Annotated in this window: 22 protein-coding genes; 4 read left to right on the top strand and 18 right to left on the bottom strand. The window is 72.1% G+C overall.

Annotated features, from left to right (window positions below; genetic code table 11):
- Positions 1-26: 26 nt before the first annotated feature.
- The 5 genes from ABZ862_RS26330 to ABZ862_RS26310 all read right to left on the bottom strand — a co-directional run bounded on the left by ABZ862_RS26330 (position 27) and on the right by ABZ862_RS26310 (position 6,550).
- Entirely contained in the window at positions 27-2,279 is a 2,253-nt protein-coding gene (locus ABZ862_RS26330; protein WP_360962662.1) for a 2Fe-2S iron-sulfur cluster-binding protein, read from the bottom strand.
- Positions 2,276-3,169, bottom strand: coding sequence for an FAD binding domain-containing protein (locus ABZ862_RS26325; protein WP_360962659.1), 894 nt, complete (start codon positions 3,167-3,169; stop codon positions 2,276-2,278). Before ABZ862_RS26325 ends, ABZ862_RS26330 begins: the two co-directional genes overlap by 4 nt.
- A gap of 526 nt (positions 3,170-3,695) precedes the next feature.
- Positions 3,696-5,366, bottom strand: a complete 1,671-nt coding sequence (locus tag ABZ862_RS26320; protein ID WP_360962656.1) for a beta-N-acetylhexosaminidase — start codon at positions 5,364-5,366, stop codon at positions 3,696-3,698.
- A gap of 299 nt (positions 5,367-5,665) precedes the next feature.
- Positions 5,666-5,947 (bottom strand): DUF3039 domain-containing protein, encoded by a 282-nt coding sequence (locus ABZ862_RS26315; protein ID WP_360962653.1) that lies wholly within the window; start codon positions 5,945-5,947, stop codon positions 5,666-5,668.
- Between the two features lie 30 nt (positions 5,948-5,977).
- Positions 5,978-6,550 carry a YqgE/AlgH family protein gene (locus ABZ862_RS26310; protein WP_360962650.1) on the bottom strand — a complete coding sequence of 191 codons (573 nt, stop codon included), beginning with the start codon at positions 6,548-6,550 and terminating at the stop codon, positions 5,978-5,980.
- Between the two features lie 248 nt (positions 6,551-6,798).
- On the opposite strand from ABZ862_RS26310, the gene murA reads away from it, so the two are divergent.
- The gene (murA, locus tag ABZ862_RS26305; RefSeq protein WP_360962647.1) at positions 6,799-8,139 is read left to right on the top strand and encodes a UDP-N-acetylglucosamine 1-carboxyvinyltransferase; all 1,341 of its coding nucleotides are present in this window, start codon (positions 6,799-6,801) and stop codon (positions 8,137-8,139) included.
- A gap of 174 nt (positions 8,140-8,313) precedes the next feature.
- Here murA and ABZ862_RS26300 read toward each other — a convergent pair whose 3' ends face one another.
- From ABZ862_RS26300 to ABZ862_RS26260, 9 genes are all read right to left on the bottom strand, one after another.
- A complete protein-coding gene (locus ABZ862_RS26300) occupies positions 8,314-8,595 on the bottom strand; it encodes an HU family DNA-binding protein (protein WP_360962644.1) in 282 nt (93 codons plus the stop codon).
- Positions 8,596-9,079: 484 nt separating this feature from the next.
- Positions 9,080-10,549 carry an NAD-dependent malic enzyme gene (locus ABZ862_RS26295; RefSeq protein ID WP_360962641.1) on the bottom strand — a complete coding sequence of 490 codons (1,470 nt, stop codon included), beginning with the start codon at positions 10,547-10,549 and terminating at the stop codon, positions 9,080-9,082.
- A 533-nt stretch (positions 10,550-11,082) separates the two neighbouring features.
- Positions 11,083-13,443, bottom strand: a complete 2,361-nt coding sequence (locus ABZ862_RS26290) for a UvrD-helicase domain-containing protein (RefSeq protein WP_360962638.1) — start codon at positions 13,441-13,443, stop codon at positions 11,083-11,085.
- A 277-nt stretch (positions 13,444-13,720) separates the two neighbouring features.
- Positions 13,721-14,533 carry a zf-HC2 domain-containing protein gene (locus ABZ862_RS26285; RefSeq protein ID WP_360962635.1) on the bottom strand — a complete coding sequence of 271 codons (813 nt, stop codon included), beginning with the start codon at positions 14,531-14,533 and terminating at the stop codon, positions 13,721-13,723.
- Positions 14,530-15,051 (bottom strand): sigma-70 family RNA polymerase sigma factor, encoded by a 522-nt coding sequence (locus tag ABZ862_RS26280; protein WP_010039908.1) that lies wholly within the window; start codon positions 15,049-15,051, stop codon positions 14,530-14,532. The genes ABZ862_RS26285 and ABZ862_RS26280 overlap by 4 nt, the downstream gene beginning before the upstream one ends.
- Positions 15,052-15,471: 420 nt before the next feature.
- Positions 15,472-16,098, bottom strand: coding sequence for a CGNR zinc finger domain-containing protein (locus tag ABZ862_RS26275; protein ID WP_360962632.1), 627 nt, complete (start codon positions 16,096-16,098; stop codon positions 15,472-15,474).
- 167 nt (positions 16,099-16,265) lie between these two features.
- Positions 16,266-17,432, bottom strand: coding sequence for a uroporphyrinogen-III synthase (locus ABZ862_RS26270; RefSeq protein ID WP_360962857.1), 1,167 nt, complete (start codon positions 17,430-17,432; stop codon positions 16,266-16,268).
- A gap of 132 nt (positions 17,433-17,564) precedes the next feature.
- Entirely contained in the window at positions 17,565-18,962 is a 1,398-nt protein-coding gene (locus ABZ862_RS26265; RefSeq protein ID WP_360962629.1) for a nitrate/nitrite transporter, read from the bottom strand.
- 232 nt (positions 18,963-19,194) lie between these two features.
- On the bottom strand, positions 19,195-19,656 hold the full coding sequence (locus ABZ862_RS26260) for an ATP-binding protein (RefSeq protein ID WP_360962626.1): 462 nt from the start codon (positions 19,654-19,656) through the stop codon (positions 19,195-19,197).
- Between the two features lie 223 nt (positions 19,657-19,879).
- On the opposite strand from ABZ862_RS26260, the gene ABZ862_RS26255 reads away from it, so the two are divergent.
- The 3 genes from ABZ862_RS26255 to ABZ862_RS26245 are packed head-to-tail and all read left to right on the top strand — an operon-like array spanning position 19,880 to position 21,147.
- Positions 19,880-20,734, top strand: coding sequence for a helix-turn-helix transcriptional regulator (locus tag ABZ862_RS26255; protein ID WP_360962854.1), 855 nt, complete (start codon positions 19,880-19,882; stop codon positions 20,732-20,734).
- 11 nt (positions 20,735-20,745) lie between these two features.
- Positions 20,746-20,928 (top strand): DUF397 domain-containing protein, encoded by a 183-nt coding sequence (locus ABZ862_RS26250; protein WP_360962623.1) that lies wholly within the window; start codon positions 20,746-20,748, stop codon positions 20,926-20,928.
- A gap of 24 nt (positions 20,929-20,952) precedes the next feature.
- The gene (locus ABZ862_RS26245; RefSeq protein WP_360962621.1) at positions 20,953-21,147 is read left to right on the top strand and encodes a hypothetical protein; all 195 of its coding nucleotides are present in this window, start codon (positions 20,953-20,955) and stop codon (positions 21,145-21,147) included.
- Between the two features lie 27 nt (positions 21,148-21,174).
- Here ABZ862_RS26245 and ABZ862_RS26240 read toward each other — a convergent pair whose 3' ends face one another.
- Genes ABZ862_RS26240 through ABZ862_RS26225 form a run of 4 tightly spaced genes read right to left on the bottom strand, consistent with a single transcriptional unit; the run spans position 21,175 to position 25,817 of the window.
- Positions 21,175-21,465 (bottom strand): hypothetical protein, encoded by a 291-nt coding sequence (locus ABZ862_RS26240; protein WP_360962618.1) that lies wholly within the window; start codon positions 21,463-21,465, stop codon positions 21,175-21,177.
- A gap of 46 nt (positions 21,466-21,511) precedes the next feature.
- Positions 21,512-22,678 carry an acyltransferase gene (locus tag ABZ862_RS26235; RefSeq protein ID WP_360962615.1) on the bottom strand — a complete coding sequence of 389 codons (1,167 nt, stop codon included), beginning with the start codon at positions 22,676-22,678 and terminating at the stop codon, positions 21,512-21,514.
- Positions 22,675-24,906: a glycosyltransferase gene (locus tag ABZ862_RS26230; RefSeq protein WP_360962612.1), complete on the bottom strand. Its 2,232-nt coding sequence runs from the start codon at positions 24,904-24,906 to the stop codon at positions 22,675-22,677. Before ABZ862_RS26230 ends, ABZ862_RS26235 begins: the two co-directional genes overlap by 4 nt.
- Positions 24,906-25,817 (bottom strand): hypothetical protein, encoded by a 912-nt coding sequence (locus ABZ862_RS26225; protein WP_360962609.1) that lies wholly within the window; start codon positions 25,815-25,817, stop codon positions 24,906-24,908. Before ABZ862_RS26225 ends, ABZ862_RS26230 begins: the two co-directional genes overlap by 1 nt.
- Positions 25,818-25,872: the final 55 nt, after the last annotated feature.

The raw sequence follows: 25,872 nt of genomic DNA, 5'->3' as shown, positions 1-25,872 counted from the left end.
GGGGACGGCGGTGGCTGCGTCGTGGCTCACGCCGGGCCTCCGTCCTGTCCGTGGGACCGGTCGTACGGCTGCTCGTACGACTGGTCGTACTGCCGCTGGTCGTACTGCGTGTCGTACTGCGTCTCGTACGACTGGTCGTACTGGTCGTGCTGCCCGTGCTGCTCGTCATAGGGCTGCTCGTACGGCTGCCCCTGGTCGTACGGCTGCCGCTCGTCGTACTGCTGTGCCCGGTCCGCCTGGGGCTGCTGGTCCACCGGGTCCTGGTCCTGGTCCTGGGACTGCTGCTGCGCGGTGTGGCCCGGCGTGTCGAAGCCGGGCGTGTCGAACACCGAGTGGTGCACGCCGCCCGCGCCCGGACCCGCCTGATGGGGGATACGGGCCTCGGTGCCGTCCGTCTCAGCCGCCTCGGCGGTGGCGTGCGCCTCACGTTCGGCGACGACGGTCCTGACGGCGTCCAGGACGCCCCGGTAGCCGGAGCAGCGGCACAGGTTGCCGGACAGCGCCTGGCGGGCCTCCAGTTCGGTGGGCGCCGGGTTGCCCTCCAGGAGGTCGTGCACGGTCATCGCCATGCCGGGCACGCAGAAGCCGCACTGCACGGCGCCGCACTCGGCGAGCGCCCGCTGCACGTCCGACGGCTGCCCGTCCACGGCCAGGCCCTCGACGGTACGGACCTCGCTGCCGGCCGCGGTGACGGCGGGCACCAGGCAGGAGGCGACCAGGCGGCCGTCGACCTGCACGTTGCAGGCACCGCACTCGCCCTCCGAGCAGCCGTCCTTGGCGCCCGCGAGGCCGAGGCGCTCGCGCAGCACGTAGAGCAGCGACTCGCCGATCCATGCGTCGCTGACGGGGCGGTCCACGCCGTTGACGCTCAGGGTGAAGGAGGCGAGCGGGTGCTCGTCCTGCGGGAGGGCGGACGGTTCCCGGTCCTCCGGCGCGGTGCCGGCACGGTCCGTCCCGGCCGGGTCCGGTGAGCCGGGCAGGCCGTCGGTGCCGGACGCGGCGGTCTCTCCGGCGGTGTGCCCGCCGGGCCCGTCAGCGGCTTCCGCGGCCTGCTGGGCGCCGTCGGCGGGTTCCGGGGCCCCGGGCTCGCTCCCGGGCGCCGCGGGGCCGCGGGCGGGCTCTGCGGGGGCGGCGTGCTCCGCCGGTGAGGCGTGCGCTTCGGGCGCGGGTGCTTCGGCCGCTCGGGGGGCGTCGAACTCCCGGACCGGGGCGTCGGAGGGCGCGGGGGCCGGGGCGTGGGCCGCCGGGTAGCCGCGGCCGTCGGTACCGTCAGCCGGGGCCGGGTAACCGTGTCCGTCGGTACCGTCAGCCGGGGCCGGGTAACCGTGTCCGTCGGTCCTGTCGTCCACGGCCGGGTAACCGTGTCCGTCGGTCCTGTCGTCCACGGCCGGGTAACCGCGGCCGTCGGTGCCGGGGTCACCGGCGACCGGGTATCCCCGGCCGTCCGTCACGTGCCCGTCGGCCCGGTAGCCGCGGCCGTCGGTCCCGTCACCGGCGACGGGGTGGCCTCGGCCGTCGCTGTGCTGCCCGTCGCCGTGCTGCCCGCCGCCGTGCTGTCCGTCGGGCCGGAAGCCCCGTCCGTCGGTGCCGGAGGGGGCCGCCGGGTAGCCGCGGCCGTCCGTCCCGTTCGGGTGAGCCGGATCGCGGGTGTAGGCCGTCGCGGCGGCGTCGTGGGCCGACGGGCCGTCACCCGGGGTGGGGCGGTCCCAGCCGGGGGCCGCCGGCTGCTGGGGCGCCCAGGGGGCCGCCGCGCCGCCGGGCAGGGTGGCCGGGGGTGTGCCGCCCCACTGCTCGACGAGGGACGACGCGGTGAACTCGCCCGATTCGTCCGGAAGGTCGCCCCCGGCGACCGGGATCGACCACTGTCCCGGGACATGCGGGCCGGTGCCCGGTACCGGTGTCTGCCCGGTCTCCGTCCCACCGGTGTCGCCGAAGTCCCACTGCTGGGTGGTCGCCGGGTTGTACGTGAACCGGTCGTCCGGGGTGCCCTGGGGCACCGCGTTGGGGTCGGGCCACTCCGCGCCGCCCGGCGGCACCGACCAGGCGTCGCCCACGGCCGGTCCGGCGCCGTCCTCCGGGGGCGTGGCCGCTATCCGCGGCGGGACATAGCCGTGCCCCGGCGCGGCGAGCGGGCTGTTGGCGGCCAGGAGGGCGTCGATACCGCCCTCGGGCAGCTTCACGAAGGCGGTGGCGCCGTCGTCGTAGTCGCCCTGCGGCAGCGGGTCCCAACGGCCCGCGCTGCGGGGCGGGGTGCCCTCTCCGTGCTGGTCGTCGGTCACGACAGCGCCCTCCCCAGTGCTCGTCGGGCCAGCGCGGCGACGGTGCGCCGCAGGTGCAGTACGGCCGGCGGCAGCTGCTGCACGGTGCCGTCCTCGGCGGGGGCCGGGTCGGGGATGCAGGCGGCGGCGACGTACTCGCCGAAGGCGGCCAGTGCCTCCGGGACGATCGCGCGGTTGTTGTCCCAGTCGATGAGCTGGGCGACCCAGTGCTCGGCGTCCAGCGGGCGCAGCGGCATCGGCGCTATCGCGCCCACGGCGCATCTGACGCCGCGCCGGGCGGGGTCGAGGACGAGGGCGACGGAGGCCACGGCCCGTCCGGGCCCGGTGCGGCCGGTCGCCTTCAGGAAGACCTGGGGCGCGTGCAGCAGCGGTACGCGCACGTAGGCGATGAGTTCGCCGCCGCGCAGCATCTCCACGCCGGCCAGCAGATGCGACACCGGGATCTCCCGGCGGGCGCCGGCCGGGCCCGCGATGACCAGGGTCGCCTCCAGCGCGGCCAGCACGGGGAGCGCGTCGCCGGTGGGGGCGGCGGAGGCGATGTTGCCGCCCAGGGTGCCCGCGTTGCGGATGTGCGGGGGGCCCGCGGCGCGCGCGGCCGCGGCGAGTGCGGGGATCAGGGCGGCGAAGTCGGGGCGGCCCATGCGCGCGTGCGTGAGGCCGGCGCCGAGCAGTGCGTGGCCGTCCTGGTACTGCCAGCCGCGGATCTCGCTGATCCGGCCGAGGCCGACCAGCGCGGCGGGCCTGAGCTGCCCGGAGTTGACGGCTGTCATGAGGTCGGTGCCGCCTGCCACGGGTACCGCCGTGGGCAGGGCGGCGAGCGCCGCCACCGCCTCGTCGAGTGTCGTGGGCAGCGTGACGGACTGCGCCGCCTGCGGTGCGTGCGTGGTCAAAACCGGCTGCCCCTTCCCGCTGCCCCACATGGTCCCACCTGTGTTGCCGTACGGTACGTGCTGACAGGGCGGACGTGGCAACTCTGGCACATCTTCGGGGGCCCCGAAGACACAGGTCCACTAGGCGGCTTTCGCCGTCTCACCAGCAGGATGGCCTGATTTCGGTCGGCGTTCCCGGTCCATGTGAATTGCCACTCTTCGGTGATCCTGCCGCGTTTTCCCCGCCGTGCGCTGTGCGCGTTCCGTGCACGACGTGTGCGGCACGCGCGGGGTGCGCGCGGCGTGTGTCGCATGCCGCGCGTGTCGCGCGCGTCCGGTGCGGACACGCGCGCAATGTGCTCGTCACGAGAGTTTTGCCATGTCTTGCGCCGGCCGTGTCGCAGGTCGGCGTGTCGTCGCGCCACCGTGTGCCGCGGCGTGCCGCGGGGCTGTGTGCGGGGGGGGAGGGCGCGGCGGTGTGCCGCGGGTCGGTGTGTCCCCTGCGGTGCCCGCGCGGGGCGTGCGCCGGGGTCACGGGTGTGCCCGGCTACGCGTCCGGCGGTGCCCCTTCCCGCGGCCGGCCCAGCACCCCCGGCCGCCGCTGCCACGGCAACGGGCCCGCGGGTGGCCGGTAGGCGACGCCGAGGGCGTCGAGGCGCCGGTAGTGGGTGGCCATCCGCCGCTCGAAGTCGGCGAAATCCCGTTCCTGAGGGGCCGGCAGGTCGCTCCACGCCACCTCGGCGAGGGCGACGAGCCGCGGGAAGGTCTGGTAGTCCACGCGCGCGGCGTCCTCGGTCACCTCGGTCCACATGTTGGCCTGCGTGCCCAGGACCCGGCGGGCGTGCGCCCGGTCGAGCCCGGGCGGCACGGGCTCGAACCGGTAGACGTCCTCCAGGGTGCGCACGTAGCCGATCGGCACGGGTTCGTCGGGGCCCCCGTCCTGGCGGTGGTCCAGGTACACGTACTGCTCGGGGCACATGACGACGTCGTGTCCCGCGCGTGCCGCCGCGATGCCGCCGGCGTATCCGCGCCAGGACGAGACGGCGGCGCCGTCGGGCAGGCCGCCTTCCAGGATCTCGTCCCAGCCGATCAGTCTGCGCCCGCGCGCGGCGAGCCAGCCGGCGAAGTGACCCGTGAACCATGCCTGGAGGCCGTCCTCGCCGTCGAGACCGAGGTCCCGGATGCGCGCCTGGGCCGCCGGGGAACGCCGCCACTGGTCCTTCGGGCATTCGTCGCCCCCGATGTGCACGAACTCGGAGGGGAACAGCTCGAGCACCTCCTCGAACACCCCTTCGTAGAAGCGCAGGGTGGTGTCGGTGGGGGCGAGGACGTTGGGGGAGATCCCCCAGTCGTCCCAGACGGAGAGGGCGGAGGTGTCGACGACGTCGGTGTTGCCGAGTTCGGGGTACGCGGCGACGGCCGCCTGGGAATGGCCGGGCACGTCGATCTCGGGGACGACCGTGATGTGCCGTTCGGCGGCGTAGGAGACGATCTCCCGGATGTCGTCCCGCGTGTAGAAGCCGCCGTGGGGCCTCTCCTCCCACAGCGGTGAGGCGCGGTGGCCGAATCGGGAGCGGGAGCGCCAGGCGCCGGTCCGGGTGAGTTCCGGGTACCGCTCGATCTCGATGCGCCAGCCCTGGTCGTCGGTCAGGTGGAGGTGCAGGACGTTGAGTTTGTGCGCGGCCATCAGATCGAGCAGGCGCAGCACGCCGTCCTTCGGCATGAAGTGCCGGGCCACGTCGAGCAGCAGGCCCCGCCAGCGGAAGCGGGGCGCGTCGCGGATCTCGGCCGCCGGCAGCGACCAGGTCCGTCCGGGCAGCGGGGCGCGGCGGAAGGCGTCGGGGCCGAGCAGCTGGCGCAGGGTCTGGGCACCCCGGAAGAGCCCGGCGGGGTCGGCGCCGGTGAGGCGTACGCCGTGCGGGGTGACGGACAGCTCGTAGCCCTCCGCGCCGAGACCCGCCCGGGGGTCGACGTCCAGCCGTACGGCGTTGCGCCCCTCCCCCGTTGCCCCGTGCCCGCCTCCCGGACCGCTGTCCCCCGTCCGCGTCCCGGCCGGCGGGAGGTCGAGCCCCGTCGCGGCGCCCAGCGTGGCGCGCAGCCACCGCGCCGCCCCGCCCGTCCCCGGTCCTGCGGCCAGGACGGTGTCCGCGTCGAGCGTGAACCGGGCGCCGCCGGCAGGGTCGCAGGTCATGTGCCGGGGCTTCGGGATGAGGTCCACCGCGTCCGTCCTCGGATGATCAGAGCGTGGTCAGAACATGGCCGGAACATGGCCGGAGTCAGCCGCGGCCGACCGCGGCAGGGCCGTGATCCGGGGGCGGTCCGCCGGGCGGGACCGCGGGCGACGCCCGACGCCCGTCACCGGGCGGGGCCGACACCAGTCGGGAGCACTCGGCGGCACCGCTCAGGGGGCGGCCGGCAGAGGACGGCGCCCGGCAGGCAGCGGGCGGCAGGCAGGGGAAAGGCCCCCGTGGCGCGGCGCGCCGCGCTCCGGGGGCCCGCCGGCCGGGGGCCGGGCGGTCACTTCTTCTTGCCGTCGCCGCCCTCGTCGCCGCTGCCCATGGAGTCGTAGATCTCCTTGCACATCGGGCACACCGGGTACTTCTTGGGGTCGCGGCCCGGCACCCAGACCTTGCCGCAGAGCGCCACGACGGGGGTCCCGTCGAGGGCGCTCGCCATGATCTTGTCCTTCTGGACGTAGTGGGCGAAGCGCTCGTGGTCCCCGTCACCGTGGGACACCTGCGGCGTCGGCTCAACGAGGGTTCCCGTACCAGTCCCGCGCTCGGGCTCAAGAGTGCTCATAAGCGCCAAGGGTACTGAAGGTCACACTCGTCAGTTGAGCGAAGGGTCGTCCGGATACGTGGCGACCATGGCCAGTTCGTTGCGCTGGCGGCGCAGCACCTCGCGCCACAGTCTCTCCGGCTCCGGTGAGGACACGTCACCCGGCTCTGACTCGACGACGTACCAGGCGCCGTCGTCGAGCTCGTCCTCCAGCTGCCCCGGGCCCCAGCCCGCGTAGCCGGCGAAGATGCGCAGCGAGCCCAGCGCCGAGGCGAGGAGTTCCGGAGGTGCCTCCAGGTCGACGAGGCCGATCGCGCCGTGCACCCGGCGCCAGCCCAGCGGTGCGCCCTCTCCGGCGCCGCCCCCGGGGACGACGGCCACGCCGAGCGCCGAGTCCAGGGAGACGGGACCTCCCTGGAAGACCACGCCGGGTTCGCCGGTCAGCTCCGCCCAGCCCTCCAGGATGTCGCCGACGTCGACGGGGGTCGGCCGGTTGAGCACGACACCGAGGGAGCCTTCCTCGTCGTGGTCGAGGAGGAGCACCACCGCGCGGTCGAAGTTCGGGTCCGCCAGGGCGGGCGTTGCCACGAGCAACCGCCCTGTGAGCGAGGACACCTCGGTCATGCCAGACATGATCCCCCATCTTCCCGCCGTGCGGGAGGCAAAGCGGATACGGGAGCGAGAGCAGGTCAGGGCGCACCGGTGCAGAGCGCGCGCACGGGGGCGCCGGTGACCCGTTGTGCCCGATAGGGCACGGTTCGTGTTGTGACACAGCTATGACGCAGCTTGGTGTCGGTCGGGCTTATGGCAGGGGGGCCTACGGCGATTACTCTGTCTCCGGCCCCTGACACACTCCACGGAACGCGAGATCCATGACCGTCAACGACGATGTCCTGCTTGTCCACGGCGGCACCCCGCTGCAGGGCGAGATCCGTGTCCGCGGTGCGAAGAACCTCGTACCGAAGGCCATGGTCGCCGCTCTGCTGGGCAGTGAGCCGAGTCGGTTGCGCAACGTGCCGGACATTCGTGACGTCCGGGTCGTACGCGGTCTGCTGCAGTTGCACGGGGTGACGGTGCGTCCGGGTGAGGAACCCGGCGAGCTGGTGCTGGACCCGACCCATGTGGAGAGCGCGAATGTCGCTGACATCGATGCCCACGCGGGTTCGTCGCGCATCCCGATCCTGTTCTGCGGCCCGCTGCTGCACCGTATCGGCCACGCGTTCATCCCGGGCCTGGGCGGCTGCGACATCGGCGGCCGGCCGATCGACTTCCACTTCGACGTGCTGCGCCAGTTCGGCGCGACCATCGAGAAGCGTGAGGGCGGCCAGTACCTGGAGGCCCCGAAGGGGCTGCGCGGTACGAAGATACAGCTGCCGTATCCGTCGGTCGGTACGACCGAGCAGGTGCTGCTGACGGCGGTGCTGGCCGAGGGTGTCACGGAGCTGGCGAACGCGGCCGTGGAGCCCGAGATCGAGGACCTGATCTGCGTCCTGCAGAAAATGGGCGCGATCATCGCGATGGACACCGACCGCACCATCCGCATCACCGGTGTCGAGCAGCTGCACGGCTACAACCACGCTGCCCTGCCGGACCGTCTGGAGGCCGCGTCCTGGGCCTCGGCGGCGCTCGCGACCGAGGGCGACATCTATGTGCGCGGCGCGCAGCAGCGCTCGATGATGACCTTCCTCAACACCTACCGGAAGGTCGGCGGCGCCTTCGAGATCGACGACGAGGGCATCCGTTTCTGGCACCCCGGCGGGCAGCTGAAGTCCATCGCGCTGGAGACGGACGTGCACCCGGGCTTCCAGACCGACTGGCAGCAGCCGCTGGTGGTCGCCCTGACGCAGGCCACCGGTCTGTCGATCATCCACGAGACGGTCTACGAGTCCCGGCTGGGCTTCACCTCCGCGCTCAACCAGATGGGCGCCCACATCCAGCTCTACCGCGAGTGCCTGGGCAGTTCCGCCTGCCGCTTCGGCCAGCGCAACTTCCTCCATTCGGCGGTCGTGTCGGGCCCGACGAAGCTCCAGGGCGCCGATCTGGTCATCCCCGACCTGCGCGGTGGTTTCTCGTACCTCATCGCGGCCCTCGCCGCGCAGGGCACCTCCCGGGTGCACGGCATCGACCTGATCAACCGGGGCTACGAGAACTTCATGGACAAGCTGGTGGAGCTGGGCGCGAAGGTCGAACTGCCGGGCAAGGCGCTCGGCTGAGGACTCGCCCGCCCCGGCCGGGGGTCCGCCGGGTCCGGCGGGAACGTGTCCGGCCACCGGCACGCCGTCGCACGGCAGTGGGGCGGCCCCCGGAGGTCCGGGGGCCGCCCCACTCTCGTGTCACCTGGTGTCTCTCACGTCCGTACGCCGTCCCAGGGCGTGCGGACGGCGGGATCACGCGCCCTTGGCGGCTTCCTTGAGCTTGGAGCCCGCGGAGACCTTCACGCTGTAGCCGGCCGGGATCTGGATCGGGTCGCCGGTCTGCGGGTTGCGCGCGGTGCGGGCGGCGCGGTGGGTGCGCTCGAAGGTCAGGAAGCCGGGGATGGTGACCTTCTCGTCGCCCTTGGAGACGATGTCGCCGACGACCTCGGCGAACGCGGCCAGCACGGCGTCCGCGTCCTTCCGGGTCACCTCGGCGCGGTCGGCCAGCGCGGCCACCAGCTCACTGCGGTTCATGTTGTTACTCCCGTGTTCTTCTTGCCGTTGGGACGTGCCGCGCGACGGAGCCGCAACTGGCACAGCGAAGCCGATGCGCTCGCGCCCAGGGACGCATCCTGCCCCCACCTGCGGCGGTAATGCCAATCCGGCCACCCGCAGGAGTCGTGAGACCACCCTGGGGAGCCAATCCGGGCCGCCCCGGGGGGTCCGGGCAGCCGCCCTGATGAGCCGTGCGAAAAGCGCCCGCTCGGCCGTCACCCTAGAGGGCGCCGGGCGGCGGGACGTCCCGCGACGCGCCGGGGCGGAGGCCGCCGTGTCCCTCCTCACAGACCCCGCACAACCTCGTGCGGGTCGGACGGGCCCCGGCACGGCCGCGTGGGGCCGTACCGGGGCGGCGCACCGGCTGCCTGCCGCTACGACTGCCCCGCTCCGCCGTCATGACACCTGGCCCGCCCCGGAGGCGTCCAGGACCCGTCCGTCCCCGGCGCCACCCGTTCCACGGCTACGAGGCCGCGCCCGCCGTCCCCGCCGAACCTGCGGCGCCCGCCGCGCCCGCCGCGGCCGACGCGCCGGACGCCCGGGCGGCGTCCCGCACCGCGCCGGCGACCGTGCCCGCGACCTTGTCGTTGAAGACGCTCGGCACGATGTAGTTCGCGTTCAGCTCGTCCTCGGTCACCACGGCGGCGAGGGCCTTCGCGGCCGCGAGCATCATCCCGGTGTCGACGGTGCGGGACTGGGCGTCCAGCAGGCCGCGGAAGACACCGGGGAAGACCAGCACGTTGTTGATCTGGTTCGGGAAGTCGGAGCGGCCGGTGGCCACGACCGCCGCCGTCTGGCGGGCGACGGCCGGGTCGACCTCGGGGTCGGGGTTGGCGAGCGCGAACACGATGGCGTCCTCGGCCATGGCGGCCACGTCGGTGCCGTCGAGGACGTTCGGGGCGGACACGCCGATGAACACGTCGGCGCCGCGCACGGCCTCCTTGAGGGTGCCCGTCAGGCCCTCGCGGTTGGTGTTGTCCGCGATCCAGCACAGCGGCGAGTCCGGTGCGGCGTCCACCAGGTCCGCGCGGCCGGAGTGCACGACGCCGTGAATGTCGGCGACGACGGCGTCCTTGACGCCCGCCGCGAGCAGCAGCTTGAGGATGGCCGTGCCGGCCGCGCCCGCGCCGGACATCACGACGCGGATGCCGTCGATGGACTTGCCGGTGACGCGCAGCGCGTTGGTGAGGGCGGCGAGGACGACGATCGCGGTGCCGTGCTGGTCGTCGTGGAAGACCGGGATGTCGAGGGCCTCGCGCAGCCGGGCCTCGATCTCGAAGCAGCGCGGCGCGGAGATGTCCTCCAGGTTGATGCCGGCGAACCCGGGGGCGATCGCCTTGACGATCTCGACGATGGCGTCGGTGTCCTGGGTGTCCAGGCACAGCGGCCAGGCGTCGATGCCGGCGAACCGCTTGAAGAGGGCCGCCTTGCCCTCCATGACGGGCAGCGCGGCCTTGGGGCCGATGTTGCCGAGGCCCAGCACGGCGGAACCGTCCGTCACGACCGCGACGGAGTTGCGCTTGATGGTGAGGCGGCGGGCGTCCTCGGGGTTGGCGGCGATCGCCATGCACACCCGGGCCACGCCCGGGGTGTAGATCATGGAGAGGTCGTCACGGTTGCGGATGGGGTGCTTCGACGCCATCTCGATCTTGCCGCCGAGGTGCATCAGGAACGTACGGTCCGAGACCTTGCCGAGGGTGATGCCCTCGATGTCGCGGAGCCTGCCGACGATCTCGTCGGCGTGCGCGGTCGAGGTGGCCGCGATGGTGACGTCGATACGGAGCTTCTCGTGACCGGAGGCGGTGACGTCGAGGCCGGTCACCGAGCCTCCGGAGGACTCCACGGCGGTGGTGAGCTGCGAGACGGCGGTTCCGCTCGCGGGCACCTCCAGCCGGATCGTCATCGAGTAGGAGACGCTGGGCGCCGTTGCCATGGCCGACTTCCTCTGCTTTCACCGTGATGCTGCCGGGTTCGCGGCGTTTCGCTCGCCGCTGCCTGCCGCCGGGTGCCGTCCTGCCTCGCCGGGTCCACCGGTGGGGTCACGGCGGGTTCACGGCGGCGTGCGGTCCGATCGTCGCACCTACCGCGCGGTAGGAGTAAGCCGGGTCGGGTTGCGAACGTATTGTTCGCCGCAAGTTCCGGGGAAACCCCAGAGGTGCTCGAGGAAACGGCAAGAGGAAACAGGCCGGGCAACGAGCCGGGCAACAAGCCGCAGCACCCGCGACGCGGAGGGAAACGGAAGAGGTCCGCGTCACGGGGTGACGCGGACCTCTCCGGCGTTCATGACACCGACCCGCCATGCTCGCCTCGCGGCAAGTGGTCGCTCGTAGCGACGAAGGTTGGGCCCGGGGGCTTGGATCGAGCCGGTGCCGTACCCAGGCTAACAAAGAGATGCCGCGAGACCATTCCCGTGCGGCCCACTTCACAGAAACCTTCTCGGGCGGCCTCCCGTCCGGCCACGGGAGGTCAGTCCCTGAGCAGGTCCGGCACCCCCTCGGCGTCCGGTTCGTCCCGGGCCGCCGAGACGACCGTGAGCTGCTGCGTCGCGCGGGTCAGGGCGACGTAGAGGACCCGCAGCCCGGCCGGGCTCTCGTCGGCGATCTCGGCGGGCGAGACGACGATCGTGGCGTCGTACTCCAGGCCCTTGGCCTCCAGGCTGCCGAGGGCGACCACCCGGTCCCCCAACCCGGCGAGCCAGCGGGCGGCCTCCTCGCGGCGCTGCATGGCGACGACGACGCCGACGGTGCCGTCGACGAGGCCGAGCAGCCGCTCCGCCTCCGCCCGCACGGTCTGCCCGAGCGTGTCGCGCACCACGGCGAACCGTGGCCGTACGCCGGTGGAGCGGACCGCCGACGGGGGCTCGGCACCGGGCATGGCGAGGGCCAGGACCCGGGCGGAGAGCTCGGCGATCTCGGCGGGGTTGCGGTAGTTGACGGTGAGAGTGAAGCGGCGGCGCGGCCGGGTGCCGAGGGCCTCGTCGCGGGCCTCGGCGGACTCGTCGGGGTCGGACCAGGAGGACTGGGCGGGGTCGCCGACGACCGTCCAGGTGGCGTGCCGGCCGCGGCGGCCGACCATGCGCCACTGCATCGGGGTGAGGTCCTGGGCCTCGTCGACGATGACATGCGCGTACTCGGTGCGTTCCTGCGCCAGCCGCTCGGCCCGCTCGCGCTGGGTCTCCTCGCGCACCGGCATCAGTTCCTCCAGCCCGGTGAGCTGGTCGAGCGGGTCGATCTCGCGGTTGCGGCGCGGGCGGGCCGGGGTGCCGAGCAGCGCGTGGAGCTCGTCGAGCATCGCGATGTCGTGCACGGAGTGGCCGGCGCGGCGCAGCGAGCGGGCGACCCGGCGTACCTCGCCGGGGTTGAGGACGCGGCGCGACCAGCGGCCCAGGCGCCGTTCGTCGGCCATGGCGGTGAGGACGGCGTGCGGGGTCAGCTCGGGCCACCAGACGTCGAGGAACTCGGTGAAGGAGTCCTCGTCGGTGACGTCCTCGTCGAAGGAGGAGCGCAGTTCGGCGGCGAGCTGCGGGTCGGTGTGCCGGGCACCGGCGCCGGACCTCTCCCACAGGGCGTCGAGGAGGAGACGGCGGGCGCGGGGGCGCAGCAGGTTGACGGGGGCGGTGCCGCTGAGGGCGATGTGGCGGATGCGGTCCAGTTCGGCGGACTCGAGCTCGATACGGCGCCCGAAGGCGACGACCCGCAGCCGCTCCGGCGAGCCGTTCGACTCCAGGGCACCGCGCGCGGCCTTGCGCAGCACCTTGAGCATCCGCAGGGAGCCCTTGGCGCGGGCGGTGGCCGGGGAGTCGTACAGCTCGGCCTCGGCGCCGTCCACGAGGGAGCCGATCGCCCGGATGGCGACCTGTCCCTCCTCGCCGAGCGACGGCAGGACGCCCTCGGTGTAGGCGACCAGGAGGGGGGTCGGGGAGACGATCAGGATGCCGCCGGCGTAGCGGCGCCGGTCCTGGTAGAGGAGGTAGGCGGCGCGGTGCAGGGCGACGGCGGTCTTGCCGGTGCCGGGGCCGCCCTCGACGTAGGTGACGGAGGCGGCGGGGGCCCGGATGACGAGGTCCTGCTCGGCCTGGATGGAGGCGACGATGTCGCGCATGGTGTGGCTGCGGGCCCGGCCGAGGGCGGCCATCAGGGCGCCGTCGCCGACGGCGGCCAGTTCGCGGCCGTCGAGGCGGGCGGTCAGTTCGGGACGCATGAGGTCGTCCTCGACGCCGAGCACCCGGTGCCCCTTGGAGCGGATGACCCGGCGGCGCACGACACGCCCGGGACTGACCGGGGTGGAGCGGTAGAACGGCGCGGCGGCGGGCGCCCGCCAGTCGATGACGAGCGGCGCGAACTCCGCGTCGAGCACGCCGATGCGGCCGATGTGCAGGGTCTCGGCGATGTCGGCGGTGTTGTCGTCGCGCACGGTGCCCTCGGCGGGTTCGACGGCGGTGTAGGCGCCGTCGGGGCCCTTCTTGCCGTCCTTGCCGAGGAGCAGGTCGATGCGGCCGAAGAGGAAGTCCTCGTACTCGTTGTTGAGCCGGTTGAGGTGGATGCCCGCCCGGAAGACGAGCGCGTCCCGCTCCGCGAGCGCACCCGGCGTGTTGACGTGGCCGCGCTGGGCCGCGTCGTGCATGAGGAACTCGGCCTCGTGGATCTTCTCCTCGAGGCGCTGGTACACCCGGTCGAGGTGTGCCTGTTCGATGCTGATCTCTCGGTCCCGTACGGAATCGGCGGATTCGGCGGAATCGGCGGTGTCGGCGCCGCCGATTCCGCCGGTTTCACCGACGGTGTCGTGGTCCGAGCCGACCGCGGTTTCCTGTTGAGCCTGAGCGGCCACCGGGCCCCCTTCTGACGTGCTGGGCAGCCGTCAACCGTACGCGAAGGGAGCCCGCGGAGGCTATGTGTCGACGGCTACGCGTCGACTACGCGTCGGCTACGCCCTGATCGCGTCCATCGCGTCGCTCACATCGATCGCATCGATCACGTCGGCCACGGAGCAGCCGCACGGTGGCCTCACGGCAGCCGTACGGCAGTGGTACGGGGGTTGCGCGGGCAGCGGTGGGTCCCGGCCGTACGGTGGTCGTACGGCCGGGCGTCGCGCGACGGGATCCGTGTCAGGCGTTGACCTCGACGAGCTTCTTGCCGCTGAAGGTCATGACCTCGAAGTGATCGATCTGGTTGGGTGCGAACGCCGCGCCGCCGTGGACGTAGAGGGGGTTCTTGGCCTCCTCGGTCTTGGCGTTCGCGAGGCCGTAGCCCCAGTTCGGCACCGACCAGGAGGTGACGGTCTCGCGTTCGCCGTTCTTGCCGACGGCGATCAGCGAGCACTTCTCCGGGCCCGTGACGTTCTTGAGCTGGAGGACGGTGTCGGTGCCCCACTTCTTCGCCGCGACGGCGACGGTCGCCGTGACGTGCGTCGTGGAGTCCGTCGCGGTGACCTTGTCGCTCATGGTCCGGAACGCCGCCTGGGCGGGGGACGCGGCCTGGTTGGACGTGCCGCTGTCGGAGCCGCCGTTCGCGGCGACGACCGCGAGGGGCCCGCCGACGATCAGCACGGCCGACGCGGCGATCATGTAGAACGCTCTGCGGCGCTTCTGCGCGCGGGTCTCGGAGACCTCGTCGACCAGCCGTTCCACCAGGCGCGGACTGGGTTTGGCGGACAGGGACTCCCCGAGGGCGGGGGTGCTCCCGGAGCCCGGCAGGTCCGCGAGCGCGGCCAGCATCGGCTCCATCCCGGCGAGATCGTCGAGCTGGCGGGCACACCAGTCGCAGCCCGCGAGATGTGCTTCGAACGCGGTCGCCTCGACGTCGTCGAGGATGCCGAGTGCGTAGGCGCCGACGGTTTCGTGCTCGTTCGGGGCCGGAGTTCCCTGCATGGCACCAGACATACCCGAACCACCCGTTCCGAATCCCCCGTAAACGCTCATGCCGTCACCCCCCGCTCCTCCAGGGCCAGCTTCATCGACCGCAGGGCGTAGAACACCCTGGAACGGACGGTTCCACTCGGGATGCCCAGGGTCTCCGCCGCCTCGTTGACGGTACGCCCCTTGAAGTACGTCTCGACGAGCACCTCCCGGTGGGCCGGGGTCAGGTCGTCGAGAGCGTCGGACAGCGTCATCAGCCACAGCGCCTTGTCGATCTCGTCCTCCGCGGGGATGACCTCCAGCGGCGACGGATCGACCTCCTGCGGCCGGGCCTGCCGGCTGCGGTGGCCGTCGATGACGATGCGCCGGGCGACCGTCACCAGCCAGGGGCGTACCGATCCGGTCGCTCGATTGAGCTGGCCGGCGTTCTTCCAGGCACGGATGAGGGTCTCCTGCACAACGTCCTCTGCTCGCTGCCGATCACCGGCGACCAGACGGAGGACATACGCAAGGAGGGGTCCGGCGTGCTCTCGATACAGGGCACGCATCAGCTCCTCGTCGGGTTCCGAGGGCTGGGACATGCGATGTCGGGCCCTCGATCCACGTTCATTGGCCACGACGGAATCCTTGCGCACGCCCACCTCCGATGTCCGGGGGTTCCCCCAGTCGGTCGCTCGCCGTGGGGTACGGACGCGGACTCGGCGGTGTTCAACGTGAGGTGACAGTTTTCTGTGGGGTGACGTGACGAGCGGGACATGCGGTCACATTCCCCCCGCCCGATCTTTACATTTCCGACACAGCGTCAAGATCGCCGGGACGGTCCGCCGGGACACAGGGACCATTGGGGTGTTGCCCAAATCACGTGGGCTGTGAACGGGCGGCGGCGTGTCGATGGTTTCACAGATGCGGCATACGGGACACACACGGCGGGTGTGGGCGCGCTCCGGGTGCGCCGGAGCGCGCCGGGGCGCACCTCCGTGGCGACGCCCGGCCGCGGTCCCTCAGGCGCGGGCGAGGGCGGCGCGGCGGCGGTGGCGGGCCACCCGCTCCCGGTTGCCGCAGACCTCGCTGGAGCACCAGCGCCGGCGCCGCCCGCGCGAGGTGTCGACGTACACGATGGGGCAGGCCTCGCCCTCGCACTGCCGGATGCAGGCGCGGGCGACGGGGTCGGTGAGCAGGTCCACGGCGTCCCGGGCGATCACGGCGAGCAGCGCGTGGCATTCCGGAGAGCCGTCCAACTCCCTGACGAGGGTGCCGTCCCGCTGCTGTACGGCGCGCGGGGCCGGGGGTGCGACGCGGGCGATGTCGTTGACCCGGGCGAGGGCGATGTCGTAGGGCCGGTTCCCGGCCCGGTTCCCGTCGGACTCCGCCGGTCCGGTGACGGCGCGCCGCACCAAGCGGCGTACGTGCGAACGCAGTTCGCGGAAGCCGGTGAGCCAGGAGGCGTCGGCGCGGGTCAGCGGGGTGCCCGGGGGCACGAGACCGGATCCGGTGATCCAGGTGCCCAACGCGGCCAGGGAGTCGAGGCGTTCGACGGGATGCGCGGTGGAGAGGAGGTCCAGGCAGATCCGCCCGGCGTCGAACCGCATCTCGTACGGGGCCGTGGCCGAGGCCGTACCCAGCGCCATGTGCCTGTCACCGCCTAGGAGTCGGGAACCACCCGGAATCGTCCCCTTACCTTGCCTTCCCCACGGCGCGGCCGGTACCCCTCGTACGACGGCCTCTTGCGGGACGGCCTCTTGCGGGAGGGCCGCCCGTGCGACGGCCGCTCGTGCGGCGGCCCGTGCCCGGGAGGTCAGACGTCGGCGGCGTACTTGGTGTCTGCGGACGGGTCGAGGGCGAGACGGTAGCCGCGTTTGACGACGGTCTGGATGAGCTTCGGGGTGCCGAGGGCGGTACGGAGGCGGGCCATGGCGGTCTCCACGGCGTGCTCGTCACGCCCGGCACCGGGCAGGGCGCGCAGCAGTTCGGCACGGGCGACCACCCAGCCGGGCCGGCGTGAGAGCGCCCGCAGCAACGCCATGCCGGCGGGCGGTACGGGCCGCAGCCCGCCGTCGACCAGCACGGCGTGCCCGCGGATCTCCACCCGGTGTCCGGCGATGGGCAACGCCCGCGCGCGCCCGGGAAGTTCCTTGCAGAGCAGCTGCACCAGGGGGCCGAGCCGGAACCGTTCGGGCTGGACCGTGTCGATGCCGTGGGCCTGGAGCGGCAGCGCGGTGACGGGACCGACGCACGCGGACAGCACGTCGTGGTGCAGGGCGCCGAGCAACTCCGTCAGCAGTCCGCGCTGTTCGGCCCGGGACAGCAGGGAGGCGGCGGCGGGGGCGCTGGTGAAGGTGACGGCGTCGAGACCGCGGGAGACGGTGGCGTCGAGCAGCCGGTCGACGGGGGTGATGTCCTCGGGCGGCATCCACCGGTACACCGGCACGGAGAGGATCTCGGCACCGGCGGCGCGCAGCGCCTCGACGAAGCCGGGCAGTGGTTCGCCGTGCAGCTGGACGGCGATACGGCGTCCGTCGACGCCCTCGTCGAGCAGCCGGTCGAGCACCTCCGCCATGGACTCGCTCGACGGCGACCACTCCTCCGTCAGCCCGGCGGCCCGGATCGCCCCTTTGACCTTGGGCCCGCGGGCGAGCAGCTCCACGCCGCCGAGCCGGTCCAGCAGGTCGCCGCCGATCCCCCACCCCTCGGCCGCCTCGACCCACCCGCGGAACCCGATGGCCGTGGTGGCGACCACGATGTCGGGGGCCCGGTCGATGATCTCCTTGGTGGCGGCGAGGAGTTCACTGTCGTCGGCGAGCGGCACGATCCGCAGGGCGGGCGCGTGCAGCACGGCGGCGCCGCGCCGCTGGAGCAGGGCGCCGAGCTCGTCGGCGCGGCGCGCGGCGGTGACACCGACGGTGAACCCGGCGAGGGGGCCGTGGCCGGTCTGCTGCTCAGGCAGTTGCTTCTCGTCGTGCATGTCGTACATGAGGTCTCGTCCCGCAGTCGAGTCACGTGGTGGCGGCTGCTCGCGTGGTCGCGGCTGCATGCCGATCGAGCCTGCCAACGGTGCGTGACAGGCTCGGTTCGGTTGAGTGTCGGCTGTGTTACGTCACACCTCGGCATAGCTGAGCTGCGGCTTTGCCTCTGCGGTCGCAGCGGCCCGCGTTTCGGCGGCCGGGCGGCGAAGGTATACGGCCCAGGTGACGGCGAAGCAGGCGGCGTAGAAGGCGAGGAAGGCGACGAAGGCGCCGGTGCCGGAGCCGTAGGAGAGGAAGGACTGCCGGAAGGCGAGGTTGATGCCGACGCCGCCGAGTGCGCCGACGGCCCCGATGAGGCCCATGGAGGCCCCGGACAGCCGCCGCCCGTGGGCGATCGCCTCGTCCCCCTCCAGCCCCTTGGCGAGGGCCTTGGTCTGGAAGATCCCGGGGATCATCTTGTACGTGGACCCGTTCCCGAGCCCGCTGAGCGCGAACAGCACCACGAAGACGGACACGAACAGCGGCAGCGACTTCTGCATGCTGGCGACGACGAGGACGGCGGTGGCGGCGGCCATGCCGACGTAGTTCCAGAGGGTGATGCGGGCACCGCCGTAGCGGTCGGCGAGCCAACCGCCGACGGGCCGGACGAGGGAGCCGAGCAGCGGGCCGATGAAGGTGAGGTAGGCGGCCTGGAGCGGCGTACGCCCGAACTGGTTGGTGAGCACCTGCCCGAAGGCGAAGCTGTATCCGATGAAGGACCCGAAGGTGCCCACGTACAGGAAGGACATGATCCAGGTGTGCCCGTCCCGGGCGGCGTCCCTGGCCGCGCCCGTGTCGTTCTTCACGGAGGCGAGGTTGTCCATGAAGACCGCGGCGAGCACGGCGGCCACGACGATGAGCGGGATGTAGATCCCCAGCAGCACCCGCGGCCCGCCGCTCGCGCCGATGACGGCGAGGGCGACGAGTTGGATGACCGGCACCCCGATGTTGCCGCCCCCGGCGTTGAGCCCGAGGGCCCACCCCTTCTTCCTCAGCGGGAAGAAGGCGTTGATGTTGGTCATGGAGGAGGCGAAGTTGCCACCGCCGACCCCGGCGAGCAGCCCGACGAGGAGGAAGGTGTCGAAGGACGTCCCCGGCTTCATGACCGTGAACGCGGCGACGGTCGGTACGAGGAGCAGTCCGGCGGAGACGATGGTCCAGTTCCGCCCGCCGAACACGGCGACCGCGAAGGTGTAGGGCACCCGAACGACCGCGCCGACCAGGGTGACCATCGAGGTGAGCAGGAACTTGTCGGCGGGGGTGAGCCCGTACTCCGGGCCCATGAAGAGCACGAGCACGGACCAGAGGGTCCAGACCGAGAAGCCGATGTGCTCGGAGAACACCGAGAAGGCGAGGTTACGGCGGGCGATCTTCTCACCGCCCGCGTTCCAGAAGGCCTCGTCCTCGGGGTCCCAGTGCTGGATCCAGCGGCTCTTCTCGCGGGGCGGCGGTGCGGTGGCGCGGGTCGGGGTCGTACTCGGGGCTGTCATGACGCCTCCTGGCTCCGGGGCAGGTCCGGGGTCTGGTGGGAGCGGTACGAGTCCCGACGGTAGGGAGGCGGCGTTTCCACCCTGTGCCTGTGAGTGACCGGAAGGGAACGTTGCTCTCACCCTGCGGGGGGCGGGGGTGAGAGGTCCGGGGGACAGGCACCGGGCGAGCGCTGCATCTAGCCTCACTCCAGTTAGCCTGACTGGAGTTGGGCTAAGCGGAGCGTAACCGCGACTACTCTCCGCACTCACCTGCCTCAGCTCCGCCCACCTCGAACCACAGCAGCTTGCCTCCGCACCGGCCGAGCGGGTCGTTCCCCAGGGACCAGCCGCCCCAGGAGTCGGCGTACCGCTCGACGAGGAACAGCCCACGGCCACCCTCGGCCCGGGCATCCGGGACACGGCCCCGGGTCTGGCCGCCGAAGGGGGCGGGGACATAGGGGTGCCCGTCCCAGACGCCGACCCGCAGCCGTCCGTCGTCGAGGGCGGTCAGGCGGAGGGAGGCGGGGCCGTCGGTGTGGCGGTAGGCGTTGGTGACCAGCTCGGAGGTCAACAGTTCGACGACGTCCAGGACTTCACCTCGCCCGTGGCTGGTGAGGGCGGCCCGTACGGTCATACGTGCGACACGTGCGGCTCGCGGGTCATGCGGGATTCGGAGGGCGTACGCCCAGGTGTGGGGCGGGGCTACGGTGACCATGGTTGACCTCCGGGCAGGAAGGGACGTGGCTGCGCTCAACGGCTGCTCCAGGCGGTGGCTTTGCCTTGCGAGGTGCGCTTCCGGCCTGCGGCTGCGTGGAGTTGAGCGGCGTGCGACTCACCATAGACCGCGCGATGTGATACTTAACGTCAAACAGGCGTGATGGCCGACAATTCCCTCCTGTGAGTGATTCGCAGGAGAACGGATGACGAAAGAGGGTTCAGTGCCACCCAGTCCGTCCCCCACGCTGCGCCAGCAACGCCTTGGCACCGAGCTGCGTAAGCTCCGGGAGCGCTCGGGGCTGACCGCGACCGCCGCCGCGGAACTACTGGGCCTCAAACAGGCCCAGATCAGCGGCATTGAAGCCGGCCGTTATGCAGTCGGCGCCGATCGCGTCCGCACTCTGGCCCGGGCGTACAGTAGCGGCGACCCGGCCCTGGTCGAAGCCCTCGCCTTGATGACCGGCGGCCGCACTCGTGGCTGGTGGGACAGCTACCGCGATTACTTGCCCGTCGGGTTGATCGACCTCGCTGAACTTGAGCATCATGCCCTCGCGTTGCGAGTAGCCCTCTGCATGCATATCCCCGCTCTCCTGCAGACCACGGATCACGCCCGCGCCATGCTGCGAGAGGCTGTTCCACCCTTCCGCCCGTACGAGCTCGAACACCGCCTCTCGTACCGCATCAAGCGGCAGGAGACGCTGCACGGTTCAACTCCGCTCCCCTACACAGCGCTGCTGCATGAAGCGGCTCTGCACATGCGGTACGGAGGTTCGGACATCGCCCGTGCTCAACTGGCGCACCTTCTGGAACTCGGCGAGCAGGACAACATCACCATCCGCGTGATCCCCTTCGCCTCACCACACTTTCCCGGCAACGGCCAGTCCTTCGACTACGCGGTCGGCCCGGTTCCTCAACTCGACACCGTCCAGCTGGACACTCATCACGGTGGCTGCGAGTTCCTCGACGCAGAGGCCCAGTTGGCCAAGTACCGGACCGTATTGGACCGGATGGAGTCCTGCGCCCTCGAACCTTCCGAATCACGACAAATCATCGACAAGATCAAGCGCAGCCTTTGAGGAGAGGAAACGTGCACATACTCGCCTGGCGGAAATCCACGTACAGCCCCGACGGGTCGAACTGCGTCGAGATAGCCCCCGCCTCCGCCTCTGTCCGCGTCCGCGACTCCAAGATCCCCGCGGGTCCCCGCCTGGCCTTCTCCGCCACCGTCTGGTCGGGCTTCATCGCCCACGTGACCCGCCCGGATCGCTGATCCACGCCGCGCGGCACGCGTGACATGCCGGACCCATCGCTCTTCCGGGGCGGCATCGTCCGCCCGCCGAGGGTATGGCTGGAGCGCACGAACGTCGTGCGCATCACCGGCCCCGCGCACGGCGGCCACGCCGCGCCGTACGAGGAGCCCGAGCCGTACGCGGAGGAACTCCGCGCGTTCTTCCGCCCGTACCGGACGGCGGCGCCGGGCCGCGGATGACGCACCGCGCGGCTCGGCCTCCGTGCTTCAGAGCCCTCCGGCCACCGCCAGAGACAGTGTCATCGCGGCGACCCCCCGCACGAGGACCAGCAACAGATCCGCGCCCGCCAGCCACCGGTGCCGCTGCCACCTGACCCACGTCAGCACCAGCGACAGCAGCACCGCCGCGATCAGCGCGGCGGCGGCCGGGAGGACGTACAGCACGTTGCGGTGCGCCCACAGCAGGGCCGTCCACCAGATCACGCTCGCCGTGCTGATCACGGTCTCACCGGCCAGCAGGGCCCGGCCTTCGACGGGCTGCATCAGGGAAGTCGTCATACCCCATTCCCTAGCACAGGGCCCGCCGGGCAGCCGGCGCGTACCGTCAGCGCTTCCGTCCGTCCGGCCACAGTCGGGGCCGGCGTTTTGCGGCGAGGTCCTCTATCCATCCGAAGGTCAGGACGGCGAGGGCGATCAGGGGCCAGACCAGGAGGAACATCCACAGCGTGTAGGAGGAGTCCAGGGCCGCGACCGCCGAGTCCGACTGCATGAACGGCAGGTCGTACGCGCGGTCGATGATCGGGACCGTGGCCATGATGAGCATGTTGTGCCACAGGTAGATCGTGACCGCGCGGTTGTTGGAGAGGGTGATCGGGCGGTCGAAGCGGCGCAGGCGGCCGGGGAGTTCCTGCCAGGACGGGGAGTACTGGAGGAGGATCACGACGAACCCGAAGGACCAGGTCGCCTGGGCGAGGGGGATGTCGTTCAGGTCCCAGCCGTCGGGTCCCAGGTGACCGGACGCCCACCACAGGCCGAAGGCCATCAGCAGGGCCGCGCCGGAGACGGCCAGGTAGCGCGGGACGCGTTGCAGCAGGCCCTCGTGGTGGGCGAAGCCCAGGACCCAGCAGCCGCCGTAGACCGCGAAGTCGCTGACGGCGTTGCCGGTTTCGCCGGGGATGGTCACGACTCCGGTGCCGACGACGGCGGTCAGGGCCAGGGGGGCCAGCAGGGTCGGCCAGGGGGCTCGGCGGAAGGCCCACAGCAGGAGCGGGGAGGCGATCACGAACCACAGGTAGGCCCGCAGGTACCACAGCGGGCCGGCCGCCTGTACCGCCCAGGTGTTCTCCAGCAGGCCGGACTTGGAGCCCAGGCTCCAAGGGTACGGCGGGGCGCCGATCGGGATCACGTAGTTGACGAGGTCCACGACGCCCCAGCCGCCGCCGAGGTCGGGGTCCTTCACCGGGTTCCAGCCGCCCGCGAACATCAGCGTCAGCACCACCGCGCTGAACGCCCAGAGGGGTGGGAGGAGCCGGCGGATCCGGCCCCGGATCACGCTGAGTGCCGGGCGCTTGAGGGAGCGGGCCATCAGCGAGCCCGCCAGGGCGAACATCACGCCCATGGAGGGGAACAGGACCGTCAGCCACGCCCAGCCCATCAGGTGGTAGACCACCACGCGGACCAGGGCGATGGAGCGGAGCAGGTCCAGGTAGCGGTCCCGGCCCGAGGGGCGGGTCAGCGGGGTGGGACCGGCGGTGGACACGGTCGCGCTCATGCCGCCGGGCTCCCTTCGATGCCGGAGGTGGTGCCGGACCGCGCCGGGCCTCCCGGCGCTTCGACGACGCCCGTGCGGCGCAGCTTCTGCCAGCGCAGGCGGCCGCCGGTCAGCGCGGTGATCCAGGACTGGAGGAGGACGACGTACATCAGCTGCCGGTAGAGGAGTTGCTGGAGCGGGAGGGAGATCAGATGGGTCATGCGTTCGCGGTCGAGGCGGAAGGCGTACGCCGCGCAGACCGCCTGGACGGCGAGGACGCCCAGCCAGGCCACGACGGTCTTCTGCGTCGGGCCGAAGATCAGGCCGTAGAGGAGGAAGACGTCGATCAGGGGCGCCAGCAGCGGTGCCACGACCATGAAGAGCGAGACCAGGGGCAGGCCGACCCGGCCGAAGCGGCCCGAGGGGCCCCGGTCCAGCAGTGCCCGCCGGTGCTTCCAGATCGCCTGCATCGTGCCGTAGGACCAGCGGTAGCGCTGCGACCACAGCTGCTGCACCGACTCCGGGGCCTCGGTCCAGGCGCGGGCCTTCTCCGCGTAGACGACCCGCCAGCCGTCGCGGTGCAGGGCCATCGTGATGTCGGTGTCCTCGGCGAGGGTGTCGTCGCTCATGCCGCCGACCCGTTCCAGGGCGGACCGGCGGAAGGCGCCGACCGCGCCGGGGATGGTCGGCATGCAGCGCAGGACGTCGTACATACGGCGGTCGAGGTTGAAGCCCATCACGTACTCGATGTGCTGCCACGCGCCGATCAGCGAATCCCGGTTGCCCACCTTGGCGTTGCCGGCGACCGCGCCGACCTTCGGGTCGCCGAAGGGCTGGACGAGTTCGCGGACGGTGGCCGGTTCGAAGACCGTGTCGCCGTCCATCATCACGATCAGGTCGTGACGGGCGTTGCGCAGACCGCGGTTGAGGGCGGCCGGCTTGCCCGCGTTGAGCTGGCGGACGACGCGGACGTTGGGCAGGAGCATGTCCTCGACGATGCGGGCGGTGCCGTCGGAGGAACCGTCGTCGACGACGATCACCTCGACGGGGTGCTCGCTCGCCATCAGTGAACGCACCGTGTTCTCGATGCACTTGGCCTCGTTGTACGCCGGGACCAGCACCGTCACCGGCTCGGTGACCGGCGGTCCCCACGCGAAGTCACGGCGCCGTACGCGGCGGGCGTGCGCGGCGGACAGCAGGAGCATGAGCAGGAAACGGCCCATGACCGCGACGCCGACCACCGCGAGGCCGCCCACCAGGACGTCGGTGACGTCGTCGGAGGCCTGGACCAGGAAGATCCACGCCTTGCCCTTCCACAAATCGACCCCGGTGACCGGGGTGAGCGCGCTGCGGGCGCCGAGGGCCTCGGTGAGGTTCTGGAACTCGTATCCCTGGGACTGGAGTTCGGGCAGGAAGCGGTCCAGTGCCTGGACGGTCTGGTGGCGGTCGCCGCCGGAGTCGTGCATCAGCACGATCGCGCCCTTGCCGTGCTGCGGGGTGGCGCGGCGGATGATCTCGTCGACGCCCGGCTTGCGCCAGTCCTCGCTGTCGGTGTTGTTGAGGACGGTGATGTAGCCGCGGGCGCCGATGTGTTCGGTGACCGGCCAGGACTTGTCGTCCATCGCGTCGGCGAAGGAGGAGTACGGCGGCCGGAAGAGGGAGGTGCGGACGCCCGCCGCGCCGGTGATGGCGAGCTGGTTGGTGGACAGTTCCCAGTCGATGCGGCTGTCCGACTGGTAGGAGAGGTCGGGGTGGTTGAAGGTGTGCAGGCCGACCTCGTGGCCCTCGTCGATCATGCGCCTGACCAGGTCCGGATAGCGGGAGGTCATGGTGCCGGTGACGAAGAAGACGGCGTGCGCGTGGTGTTCCTTGAGCACGTCCAGGACCTTGGGGGTCCATTCCGGGTCCGGGCCGTCGTCGAAGGTGAGGACGAGCCGGTGGTCGGGGATCTCGAGGCTCGCGGTACGGCCGCTGCGGGTGTCGATCACCGGGCCGCCCTCGAGGATCTTGTCGGGCACCTCGGTGACGGCGGCCTCGCCGCGGATGCGGTGGTCGGCGAGGATCTCGCTGTGGACGTAGCCGCGCAGCATCAGCATCGCCGTCAGGGCGACGAGGACGAGCACGGGGAGCAGCAGCCGTAGCGGCACGCGGCGGCGCGAAGGGCTGCCGGGAGAACCGGGAGCGGGGGTGCCCGGGAGGGGGCTGGTGGCTGCGGACGCGGGCCGGTTGCGGCGGGCGCGGAGGGCCATCAGGGGAGGTACTCCGGAGACGACGGGGCGGGCAGGGAGTTGACGGAGAGTCCGGAGGCGGGATCGGCGGAGGCGGACGGCGCCGGGGACTCGGCACCGGTCGACGCGGCGGCGTCCGGCGAGCCGGAACCGGCCGCCGGGGACGACGCGGGCGAGGTCGGCTTGGCGGTTTTGGTCCCTGTCACGGTTCCGGGCGCCTTGGTGGTTCGGGTGGCGGTCGGCCCGGGGTCGGCCGACGCGCTGGATCCGGCGCCGGGGACCGCGGCGCCGGCGGCGTCGGACGGGGCTGCGCTCGCGGCCGCGGTGCCGCCGCCCGCCGCCGGGGCGGTGGCCGACGGGGAGCCGCTGCCGCCGGAGTGCCGGGCCGCCGACTCGGAGGGCAGCGGCGAGGAGTCGACCTGGCCGGCGGGCGCTTCGTCGTCCTGCCCCGGCACGGGCAGCCAGGGCGCGTCGGAGCTTCCGGACACCAGGGTGACGGCGATGACCACGGCGTACACCGCGCAGGCGAGCCCGATGACTATCCCGATGCGCCGGAACCTGCGGCTGCGGCGCCCGGACACGTCGACGAAGACGGGCCGGTCGGTGTTCTCCGCGACGGTGGCCAGCTGAACGGTGATCTCGGCCGGACTGTGCACCGGCGCGGACACATGAGCAGGAGCAGGCGTGGGCACCTGCGCGTCCGGGTCCGGGGCCGACTTCACCTTCACATCCCGGTCCGCGTCCGCGTCCGCATCCGGGTCCCGGTCCGGGTCCTGGAACTCCCAGGTTTCCCGTTCGCGGTCCAGCAGGCCCGTCCGGCCGCTGTCCGGGACGGCCGCCGGTTCGCCGTCGCCCCAGGTCACCCGCGACCCCCGCACCGCGGATGCGATGTCGGGCCGTTCGGGTTGGGCGTGTTCTCGCCACTCTTTCACGTGCACTTCCCCCTACAGGACCGTTCAGGTACGCATCCGGCACCGAGCACACGCC

This window comes from Streptomyces sp. NPDC047000 (genome assembly GCF_040644295.1).
In the GTDB taxonomy this organism is placed as follows: Bacteria; Actinomycetota; Actinomycetes; order Streptomycetales; family Streptomycetaceae; genus Streptomyces.
This window is presented reverse-complemented; position numbering and strand designations above follow the sequence as displayed.

Coding starts and splice junctions, on each gene's coding strand:
- ABZ862_RS26275 (WP_360962632.1), bottom strand. CDS start 16,098: ATGGCGCTGGGTACGGCCTCGGCCACGGCCCCGTACGAGATGCGGTTC.
- ABZ862_RS26265 (WP_360962629.1), bottom strand. CDS start 18,962: ATGACAGCCCCGAGTACGACCCCGACCCGCGCCACCGCACCGCCGCCC.
- ABZ862_RS26260 (WP_360962626.1), bottom strand. CDS start 19,656: ATGGTCACCGTAGCCCCGCCCCACACCTGGGCGTACGCCCTCCGAATC.
- ABZ862_RS26270 (WP_360962857.1), bottom strand. CDS start 17,432: ATGCACGACGAGAAGCAACTGCCTGAGCAGCAGACCGGCCACGGCCCC.
- ABZ862_RS26300 (WP_360962644.1), bottom strand. CDS start 8,595: ATGAACCGCAGTGAGCTGGTGGCCGCGCTGGCCGACCGCGCCGAGGTG.
- ABZ862_RS26315 (WP_360962653.1), bottom strand. CDS start 5,947: ATGAGCACTCTTGAGCCCGAGCGCGGGACTGGTACGGGAACCCTCGTT.
- ABZ862_RS26245 (WP_360962621.1), top strand. CDS start 20,953: ATGCCGGACCCATCGCTCTTCCGGGGCGGCATCGTCCGCCCGCCGAGG.
- ABZ862_RS26285 (WP_360962635.1), bottom strand. CDS start 14,533: ATGAGCGTTTACGGGGGATTCGGAACGGGTGGTTCGGGTATGTCTGGT.
- murA (WP_360962647.1), top strand. CDS start 6,799: ATGACCGTCAACGACGATGTCCTGCTTGTCCACGGCGGCACCCCGCTG.
- ABZ862_RS26295 (WP_360962641.1), bottom strand. CDS start 10,549: ATGGCAACGGCGCCCAGCGTCTCCTACTCGATGACGATCCGGCTGGAG.
- ABZ862_RS26240 (WP_360962618.1), bottom strand. CDS start 21,465: ATGACGACTTCCCTGATGCAGCCCGTCGAAGGCCGGGCCCTGCTGGCC.
- ABZ862_RS26280 (WP_010039908.1), bottom strand. CDS start 15,051: ATGTCCCAGCCCTCGGAACCCGACGAGGAGCTGATGCGTGCCCTGTAT.
- ABZ862_RS26230 (WP_360962612.1), bottom strand. CDS start 24,906: ATGGCCCTCCGCGCCCGCCGCAACCGGCCCGCGTCCGCAGCCACCAGC.
- ABZ862_RS26235 (WP_360962615.1), bottom strand. CDS start 22,678: ATGAGCGCGACCGTGTCCACCGCCGGTCCCACCCCGCTGACCCGCCCC.
- ABZ862_RS26310 (WP_360962650.1), bottom strand. CDS start 6,550: ATGACCGAGGTGTCCTCGCTCACAGGGCGGTTGCTCGTGGCAACGCCC.